Here is an 8,924-nt window from a genome sequence, read left to right on the forward strand (position 1 = left end):
GCTCACGCCACCGCCAGTCGTGCGCTCAGGGCCACGAAGGAGACGGCGAACACCCGGCGGATGCCGGTCATCACCTGGGGGCGGGCCAGCACGCGGTGGCGTACGGCGGCGGCGCCGATGCCGTACGCGGCGAAGACGACGAAGGTGAGGGCCATGAAGACGGCGCTGAGCCGGAGCATCGCGCCGAGGGAGCCGGACTCACCGGCGGGCACGAACTGCGGCAGGAACGCCACGAAGAACATCGTGAGCTTCGGGTTGAGCAGATTCAGCAGCACCCCCGAGGCGATCACGCGGACCGCCGGTCGTGGCTCGGACTGCGTCTCGACCGTCAGCGCGTCCTTGTCGCGCAGTGTCGCCCACGCCATGTACAGCAGGTATCCGACGCCGAGGTACTTCACCGTCTCGTAGGCGACGGCGCTGGTGTGGAGCAGTGCGGCGAGGCCGGTGACCGTCGCGATCAGGTGCGGCACGATGCCGAGGGTGCAGCCGAACGCGGCGATGACGCTCGCGCGGCGGCCGTGGGACAGTCCGGCTGCCAGGGTGTAGACCACGCCGGTGCCGGGGGTGACCACCACGACGAGGCTGGTCAGTAGGAACGCGATGCTCAAGGAGGGCCTCCGCAGGGTTCGTTGTCCTGCCACCCTGTCGCGGTCATGGCCCGGCGGACAGAGCCAAAGTGGGCGGGGTTCAGTGGTCCATAAAACGTTGCGCCGTTCGAGTGGTGCATCACCGGCCACGGCCGTAGCGTCGGTACCGACACGGGCGCGGACGGCCGGGAGCGGGACATGCGCGGACTCGCGGTGACCAAGGCGGCGGCACTGTGTGCCGCGACGGCGTTCGTGGCGGCCATGGGCCCGGCCTCCGCCTCCCCCGCGGCGGCGCCGGCGTCGTCCGGGCGGGCCGCGGTTCAGCAGGTCAGGCCCACGGTGCTCGTCGACTGCCTCTCGAAGCCGCAGGTACGTCCCGTCGACTTCATGCTGGCCTGCGGGGACGGCAACAGTCGCCTGGCCTCGCTCCGGTGGGCGCGCTGGGACGCCGCGTCGGCGGAGGCGAAGGGCGTCAACCGGGTGAACGACTGCAAGCCGTACTGTGCCGCGGGGACGTTCCACTCGTATCGCGTCGTCGTCCGGCTCGACGAGCCGCGGAGCTGGAAGAAGGATCCGCAGCAGAAGCACTACACACGGATGACGCTCACCTACACCGGCGACAGGCCGGAGCGGCTGGCGCGCACGGTGACGTACACGCTGTGGAACTGAGTGACGCCCCGGCAGGACGGCCCGTCGGCCCCGGCCCTCACCCGGCCTCGTCCGGCTCTCGCCCCAGCAGGTCGGCGAGCAACTGGCCGCTGGTGACGGTCTTGTCGTCCTTGTGGGCGTGCCACCGCCCGAAGGTGTCCGCCGCGGCGTCGGCGAAGGAGCCCGGCAGGCCGCTCTCCCGCCAGGCGTCGGCGATCTCCCTCATCTCCGGCTCCCAGCGCCAGGCCCGGGGGCCCGCGCCCGCCAGTTGTTCCGGCCGGGCCAGTGGGGTGTCGGGCAGCAGGTGTGCGGCGACGTCGAGGAGGTCGTCCAGGACGCCGTGGTCTTCCGCCAGGGCGCAGGCCTCGGCGGCGAGGGCGTACGAGATCTTGTTGTAGGCGGCGAAGGACAGCTTGAGCGCCGATGCACGGCCGACCGGGCCGGCCAGGGCGACGGGCGTCAGCAGTGTCCCGGCGAACAACGCCCGGACCCCCGCCACGGCCGTGTCCTCGCCCGACAGATACAGCCGGGTGGTGTCGGCCGCACGCGGTGGTGGGCCGGTGATGCCTCCGTCGACCAGACTCGCCCCGGTGCCGTGCAGCACCTCGGCGATCTGCGCCATGCGCTGCGGGCTGACCGCGTTGGCATCGACGTAGACACCGTCGAAGCCGGCTGTCGCCACCTGGCGGGCGACGTCGAGGGCGGCGGCCGGAGGGCACACGCTCAGGAGCAGGGTGCACCGGGTGGTCAGCTCCGCCATTTCCGCCGCGGGCCGCAGCCCCCACTCGGCGGCCCGCCGCCCGGTCGCGGCCGACCGGCCCTGCGGCAGCCACCAGACCCTGCTCCCCGCGGCCATCGCCTGTGCCGCCACCTGCGCACCCATGGCACCGGGGTGCACGATCCCCACGTCGGTATGAACCATGAACGGGACCCTATCGCCGTCGGCGAGAGACCCCTTCGACGCCAGGCGCTTCACATTTCACGCACATTCTCCTCACGTCATGTCCATGAGGGAGATAAGCTCCTGCCGCTCCATTCGCACCACTGGGGGGATTCCTCATGCGTACACGCCACGTCCTGGCGCTGGTCGCCGCCGCCGGCTCGATAGCCGCCCTGTCTGCCGCGCCGGCGCAGGCCGCCGAATACACGTCCGCCCTGAAGCTCAAGGGTGTTCAGTACGACGCGCCCGGCTCGGACTCCAACAGCTGCTCCACCGGCAACACGAAGGACGAGTACCTGACGATCAAGAACTACTCGGCCTCGGCGACCGTCAACCTCAAGGGTTACGTCGTCAAGGACGCCGTCGGCAACAGCTTCACGTTCACGGCCAGCCACAGCCTGCAGCCCGGCGACTACGTGAAGCTGCGCGGCGGCAAGGGCACCGACTCCGACGCGAAGAACGTCGTCTACCGCCAGAACTGCAACTTCATCTGGAACAACGACAAGGACACGATCTACCTGTACAAGCCGTCCGGAAGCCGGGCGGACGTGCACGGGTACACCAAGAGCGGTTCCGACCCCGACCGCAACGGTTACATCACCTTCCACAGCTGACGAACCGCTGCGGCCCTGTCGGTCAGCGGCGGGTGCGCCACTTGCTCAGCAGACGCTGCGCCTGAGCGCGGCGACGCGGGTCGGACGCAGTGCGTCGTGCCTGTTCCATGGTGCGACGCCCCTGAGGGCTCCTGGTGAACTGCTTGATGCGCTGGATGACGCTCGGCATGGTCGTCCCTCCTCCGGTCGGCAGGTTTCGCTCCCTCATCGCTGCGTCTACCCGGTGCCGGACCATTCAGGCAGCGGTCACGCCGACAGCCGGTCCGTCGCCTGCCGCGTGGCGTGGGGCGTATCCGACGCGGTCGGGTACGCCCCACCGCGTTCGCGTGGCTCAGCGGCCGTCACGCAGCAGCGCGCAGACGAAGTCCTCCTGGACGGCGCGCAGTTGGCGCAACTGGGCGGGCGCCTGGGTGCGGTTGATCTGGGTGGTGACGGAGAACGTCAGCGAGCGGCTGCCGTCCGGGGTGGCAGCGATCAGCTGCGTGTATCCGGGGAAGTTGCCGGTGTGCCCGAGCACGACACCGCAGCGGGTCTCGTAGCGGAAGATCGCGAGGCCCGCCTTGTTGCGTCCCGGTCCCGCGGGCTCGGACGCCCCGGCGATCCAGCGCCGCTGTTCGCGTACGACGTCCTTGCCGTACAGCGCTCCCCCGGCGTAGCCGCGGATGAAGCGGTTCATGTCGGCGGGAGTGGAGACGATGCCCCCGGAAGCCCATACGCCCGAGGCGCTGAGGATCTCGCTGACGTCCTCCGGTGGTCCGGGCGGCGTCACGTCGTATCCGTGCAGGTAGGGCTCGGGGAGCCGGTAGCCCTGCGGAAGACTGGTGTCACGCAGCCGCAGCGGCTCGTAGACCAGCTCCCTCAGGAGGCGTTCGTACGGCGTGCCGGTGACCGCTTCCGCCATCAGGGCCACGGCGATGTTGTCGGAGTTCGAGTACTGGTACCGGCTGCCCGGCCGGAACAGCAGGGGCTCGTCGGCCACGTAGTCGAGGAGGCGACGGGAGTCGAAGCGGCGCCGCGGATCGGCGAGCACCTCCTCCAGGAAGGCGGGGTCTTCCGAGTAGTCCGGCAGGCCGCTGGTGTGGTTCAGGAGTTGCCGCAGGGTCACGGAGCCCCAGGCGTCGGGGAGCCGGGGCAGCCGCTCGCGGAGGGTGTCGTCCAGGCCCAGGACGTGGCGGTCGACCAGGGTGAGGGCGACCGCTCCGCTGAAGGCCTTGGCCGTGCTCGCGATGCGCATGTGGTCGTGCGGGCCGGGCGGCCGGCCCGTGGCGAGGTCGGCGACGCCGGCCCGGAGGATCTGCCTGTCGTGGCCGCGCTGGAGGACGGCGATGATGCCGGGCGGCCCGCCGGGGCTGTTGACGAACCGGTCGAGCCGGCGTTGCAGCGTCCGCTCGTCCGACGGCCGTGGGGTGGCGTCGGCGGCGGTGCTGACGGCGGCCGGGACCAGGCCCGCGAGGCAGACGGCGATGACGGACGCCGCCCGTAGCCGAGGGCGACGGGTGCGGCGGGGCGGTGCGGGGCGTGGAGGCATGGCGGCTCCTGAGGGTGGGGTTTGTGCTGTCCCAGCCTCACCGGGTGCGCAGGGCGCCAGCTCCTCGTGCTGCTGCATACGGCCCAAGGAAACGGCGACCGGGCGGCCGCCGTTTGCTCAGCTCCGGAGCGCTTCGATGTGGTGGCTCAGCCGGTCAGTGGTGCGCAGTGCACGTTGTTCGCCCCGCCGCTCTGTCCGGCGATCCGCCCCCAGTAGCTCACGCAGTGGCCGGGGTGGCCGATGTACGCCGGACCGGCGTAGGTCGTGTAGAGACCGTCGTCGAACTCGGGGTCGACGTCCTGGGCGTCCGTGAGCGCGGCCAGCATGGACACCGCGGTGCCGGGACGCGCGCGCACGGTGACCACGCAGTCCAGTCCGGTGGCCGGGTTGTACGTCAGGTAGACCGTGCCCGCCGTGCCGACCGGCGACGAGTGGACCACCGTGTAGCCCGCCCCGCAGACCCCGTTGTACTTCGCCGGGGTCGTCGCCGCCCCTGCCTGCGGTGCGACGGCCCCCAGGGTGCCGACCACGGCGGCTGTGACCGCTCCGACCGCTGCGGCACTCTGAATGATGTTCATGTGAATCCCCCGTTTCGTCGACTGCTCCGACAGCGTGTCGACGTCGCAGGGTTTGACCGCCGTCACCCGGCCGCCGTTGTGGGCCACCGGCACCGGTTACGGAACCCGGACACGGAGTGAACGGGTCCGTGGCCATGTCCGCTCAGTCCCGGGTACTGACGAAACCGTCGAGCGCGGCGGTGAGTTCCGCCGGCTTTTCCACCGGCAGTTCGTGGCCGGCGTCCAGGATGCGCACGACGGCGTCCGGGTAGGCCGTCGCCATGCGCAGCATCTGGGCGACGGGCAGTTGGACGTCGTGGTAGCCGTGCACCAGAAGGGTGGGGATGCTGATCTCGGCCACGCGGTCGAGGACGTCGAAGGCCCGCATGGCGCCGTAGAGCGTCATCACCACCTCGCGCGGGGTGGCCGACGAGGCGCCGATGTAGGCGCGGATCTCCTCACGGGGGTAGCCGGGGGCGAAGGCGCGCTGGATGTTGGCGGCGACGAACAGCTTGAACGGGACCAGGGTGGAGGCCGCCATCAGCAGGCCTCGGCCCCGGCTGTAGGCCATCTTGCTGATGGAGTTCACCAGCACCATGCGTGCGACCCGGTCGGGGTGGGCGAGGGCGATGGTCTGCGCGATCATGCCACCCATGGAGTGGCCGACGGGGATGAAGCGGTCGACCTTCAGGTGGTCCAGGAGCGCCATGACGTCACCGGCCAGGTCGTCGATCGTGCGGGCGCCCGATCCGGTGCTCTCGCCGTGGCCGCGCAGGTCCAGCCGGATCACCCGCCGCTTCGCGGCGAAGTGGGCCAGCTGGTGGTCCCAGCGGTGCCGGTTGGCCGTCCAGCCGTGGATGAACACCAGCGGGATGGCGTCATCGTCGCGGGGGCCCTCGTCGTCGTACGTCAGTGAGGCACCGTCGAGGGCGAGCTGTGGCATGGGGCCTGGCCTCCTGGGGGCGATGGAGTTACTGCCGAGTACGGTAAGGGGCGGGCGGGCCGCCGTCACCGTCGACGTCCGAGGAAACCCAAGATGTGACCGAACACGTCGAGGGCGGCGCCCCGGCCCAGGAACGTGTCGAGGTGGCCGTAGCCGGGGATCTCGGTGTAGGTGACGTCGAGTTGGGGCTGCCGGTGGGCGAGGATGTCGTGGCAGAGCCGCTGGGAGTCCTGCCACAGGCCGTTCTCACTGCCGGACAGCAGCAGGACGGGGGTGTCGATGCGGGCGGCCGCGTCCAGGGCGTTCTGCGGCAGGGCCCGGTAGCGCAGGTCGGTGTCGTGCCAGCGGACGACCGTGCGGGCCAGCTCGATGCGGCGCAGGTGCGGCAGGATCCACAGGGGCGCGGGTCCGAGGAGTTCGGCGAGGCGGTCGTGGGTCGTCCCGGTGAGGTGCTCGTGGACGAAGAGCGAGGCGCCCGTGCCCCAGGCCGAGTTGTGCAGGATCTGGCAGGTCGGGTCAGGGCAGCTCGCCTTGCGGGAGGCCACCGCGAACAGAGGGGTGTACTTCGACCACAGGCCGACCTTGCGGATGTCGACGGGGATGTGGTCGATACGGGACTTCAGCAGCTCTCCCGCCAGGGTCATGCGCAGGGAGGTGCGGCCGGCGAGCTTCGGCGTGAGGAAGACGCCCTGGGACACGACACCGGCCAGGCCCGGCACCAGGCCGGCCGTCATGCTCAGCGAGAGGGTGAGCGAGCCGATGCAGTGGGCCACGACGAACAGGGGCCGGTCGCCGATGCGGGCGCGGATGTGGGCGACGGCTTCGGGGATGTCGTACAGGGCGACGTCGTCATAGGTGTACTTCTGGCCGGTCTCGTTGTACGGCAGCCGGCAGCTGCCGCGCCAGTCCAGCAGCCATGGCTCGTAGCCGTCGTCGAGCAGGACGTCGACGAGGTTGCGGGTCTCGGGCAGCAGGAACATGTCGGCGGAGGCGGTGTGGCCGTGCAGGAGCAGGACGGCGGGACGGCGGGCCTCGCCGCTGTCGACCCGGGTCAGGCCGAGGCGTAGGCCGTCGCCCGCGCGGAAGGGGATCTCCTCGACCGAGGCCGGGTCGAGGCGGTGGCGGAGCGGGCGCAGGGCCGTGGTGGTCCGCACCTTGCGCAGCGTGGGTCTGGTTCTGGTGTTCGGCGTCCTGAACATCATCGATTGTGCTCCGTGGGAGTCTGGGTGCGGCGCAGGTCGAGCAGGTCGGCGGCGGCCCGGGCGAAGGGGCCGAGGAGGCCGCGGCCCATCTCCAGGCCGAACCAGGCCAGCCAGGTCAGCTTGGCGGCCCGCTTCTCCTGGCTGGTCAGGCGCGAGTCGACCTTGATGCCGTCGATCTGGTCGCGTACGTAGCTGTCGGCGGGGACGACGATCTCGCCCGCCAGGTGGGCGGCCTCGCCCTCGCGGCCGATCTCGACGCTCAGCGCGCGGGTCTGCCGCCACACGTCGCGGCGGGCGCGGGCGTACTTGCGGCCCTCCAGCCACCAGCGTCCGCCGTCCGCGTCCCGCAACCGCAGCCGGTAGCGCAGGAGTTGGTGCCGCAGGCCGTGCTGGTGGGGGATGCCCTCCTCGGGGCGGATCCAGACGTCGCCTTGTTCCACGACGAGCGGTTGTGAGTGGAGGGCGGTGCAGTGCAGTTCGCCGCGTACGTCCACCCGGCGCTCGGTCACCAGTTGGTGCATGCTCGCGATGGAGAGCGTGAGCTCCGTCGAGCAGGGAGTGGCGGGCGCCGACGTTCCGATAGGGCGTACGGCGCCCTCCGCGGTCTCCGCGAACCACAGGTAGGGCTGGTCGTCCTTGTGCGGCAGCCGGGCCAGGCCGTCGCCGGCGAGCCGCTCGAACGTCTTGAGCTGGGCCCGTGCGTCGTAGCGGGCCGCGGGCTCCAGCGCGAGTGCCTCGACGAGCGCGGCGGTACGGTCCATGGTGGCGGCCGGACCGGTGAGCGTCGCCTCGCACAGTTTGAGGGCGGTGGGGCTCTGCAACACCCGGGACAGGAAGGTCAGTTCGGGCACCGGGTCGGCCTGGAGGCGGGCGAGGGTGTCCGTGCGCCACTCGTCCCAGTCCTGGACGCGGACGTGCATGCCGCCGAGGGCCAGGTCCCGTACGACGTCGTCGAGGGTGTTGGGCACGCCGGTCAGGTTGTAGTCGTAGCCCCAGGCGTCGGGTTCACAGATCGCCGCGACGGCGGCCCGGCTCACCCAGTCCACCGGGGCGGCGTTCAGGTGCCTGAAGGCCGGGACGGTCCGGAAACGGGCGAAGGCCGAGAACAGGCCGCTGCTGAGGTCCTGGGGGTTGTAGGCGCCGGTCTTGGTGTGGCCGCCGATGCCGCCGGGGCGCAGCGCGGTGACGACCAGGCCGTGGTCGCGGGCGCGGCGCAGGGCGACCTCGGCGGCCCACTTCGTCTGGTCGTAGCCCGCGATGAGTCGGTCGGCGTGGGCGAGCGGGTCGTCCTCGCCCATGGCGGTGATGCCGACCTCGTTGAAGACGGCGATGGAGGAGATGTGGTGCAGCGGCTTGGGCCGGCCGGTCGCGGCGAGCTCGGCCAGGGTGAGCGTGCCGAGGACGTTGCTCTGGCGCAGTGACGGGTAGCCGCGCAGGAAGTCCACGGCGGCGGCTACGCCGACGACGCTGTCCAGTTCGTGGGCGAGGGTGTTCCAGCGGTCGTCGGGCAGACCCAGGTGCGGGCGGCGGATGTCGCCGGGCAGCACGGTGATCCGGCGCCGCACCTCCGAGGACCAGGGCAGGTGGTAGCTCCCCAGCGCCTCACCGAGCCGGGTGAGGGCCGCGTCCTCGTCGGCCGCGCGGACCAGGCAGTAGACGTGCGCGTCGCTGTGCCGCAGCAGGTCCAGCAGCATGTGACTGCCGAGGAAGCCGGTCGCGCCGGTCAGCAGGATGCGCCGGGGCGGCAGCGGCTCGGGAGAGCCGACGAAGGGCAGGCGGTCGGCGAGGGCGAGGTCGGCGAGGATCTGGTCGAGGTCCTCGCGGCGGGCGGTGGAGTGGGGGGCGGGCGCGGCGGGGGACGGTGCCGTGGCGGGTGCGAAGGCCGGGATCGGTGCCGTGCCGGGC

General features: G+C 71.4%; 10 protein-coding genes. 2 read left to right on the forward strand and 8 right to left on the reverse strand.

Annotated elements, in window-relative coordinates; genetic code table 11:
- Positions 1–2: 2 nt before the first annotated feature.
- A complete protein-coding gene (locus tag KUM49_RS21835) occupies positions 3–608 on the reverse strand; it encodes a LysE family translocator (protein WP_217238565.1) in 606 nt (201 codons plus the stop codon).
- 177 nt (positions 609–785) lie between these two features.
- Here KUM49_RS21835 and KUM49_RS21840 point away from each other — a divergent pair, with 177 nt between their 5' ends.
- Positions 786–1,256 (forward strand): hypothetical protein, encoded by a 471-nt coding sequence (locus KUM49_RS21840; RefSeq protein ID WP_217238566.1) that lies wholly within the window; start codon positions 786–788, stop codon positions 1,254–1,256.
- A gap of 37 nt (positions 1,257–1,293) precedes the next feature.
- Here the strand turns inward: KUM49_RS21840 and KUM49_RS21845 are convergent, their stop codons facing one another.
- Complete coding sequence (locus KUM49_RS21845) at positions 1,294–2,157, reverse strand: NAD(P)-dependent oxidoreductase (protein WP_217238567.1); 864 nt, start codon at positions 2,155–2,157, stop codon at positions 1,294–1,296.
- 137 nt (positions 2,158–2,294) lie between these two features.
- Here KUM49_RS21845 and KUM49_RS21850 point away from each other — a divergent pair, with 137 nt between their 5' ends.
- Positions 2,295–2,789, forward strand: coding sequence for a lamin tail domain-containing protein (locus tag KUM49_RS21850; RefSeq protein WP_217238568.1), 495 nt, complete (start codon positions 2,295–2,297; stop codon positions 2,787–2,789).
- Between the two features lie 22 nt (positions 2,790–2,811).
- Here KUM49_RS21850 and KUM49_RS21855 read toward each other — a convergent pair whose 3' ends face one another.
- The 6 genes from KUM49_RS21855 to KUM49_RS21880 all read right to left on the reverse strand — a co-directional run.
- The gene (locus tag KUM49_RS21855; RefSeq protein ID WP_217238569.1) at positions 2,812–2,958 is read right to left on the reverse strand and encodes a hypothetical protein; all 147 of its coding nucleotides are present in this window, start codon (positions 2,956–2,958) and stop codon (positions 2,812–2,814) included.
- Positions 2,959–3,120: 162 nt separating this feature from the next.
- Complete coding sequence (locus tag KUM49_RS21860; protein WP_217238570.1) at positions 3,121–4,317, reverse strand: serine hydrolase; 1,197 nt, start codon at positions 4,315–4,317, stop codon at positions 3,121–3,123.
- Positions 4,318–4,463: 146 nt separating this feature from the next.
- Positions 4,464–4,895 carry a spore-associated protein gene (locus KUM49_RS21865; RefSeq protein ID WP_217238571.1) on the reverse strand — a complete coding sequence of 144 codons (432 nt, stop codon included), beginning with the start codon at positions 4,893–4,895 and terminating at the stop codon, positions 4,464–4,466.
- Positions 4,896–5,037: 142 nt separating this feature from the next.
- Complete coding sequence (locus tag KUM49_RS21870; RefSeq protein ID WP_217238572.1) at positions 5,038–5,817, reverse strand: alpha/beta fold hydrolase; 780 nt, start codon at positions 5,815–5,817, stop codon at positions 5,038–5,040.
- 65 nt (positions 5,818–5,882) lie between these two features.
- On the reverse strand, positions 5,883–6,971 hold the full coding sequence (locus tag KUM49_RS21875; RefSeq protein ID WP_308406694.1) for an alpha/beta fold hydrolase: 1,089 nt from the start codon (positions 6,969–6,971) through the stop codon (positions 5,883–5,885).
- 44 nt (positions 6,972–7,015) lie between these two features.
- Positions 7,016–8,924, reverse strand: a 1,909-nt coding sequence (locus KUM49_RS21880; protein WP_217238574.1) for a thioester reductase domain-containing protein, incomplete at its 5' end; no start/stop codon positions are given.

It is taken from the genome of Streptomyces sp. AC555_RSS877 (assembly GCF_019049245.1).
GTDB lineage: Bacteria > Actinomycetota > Actinomycetes > Streptomycetales > Streptomycetaceae > Streptomyces.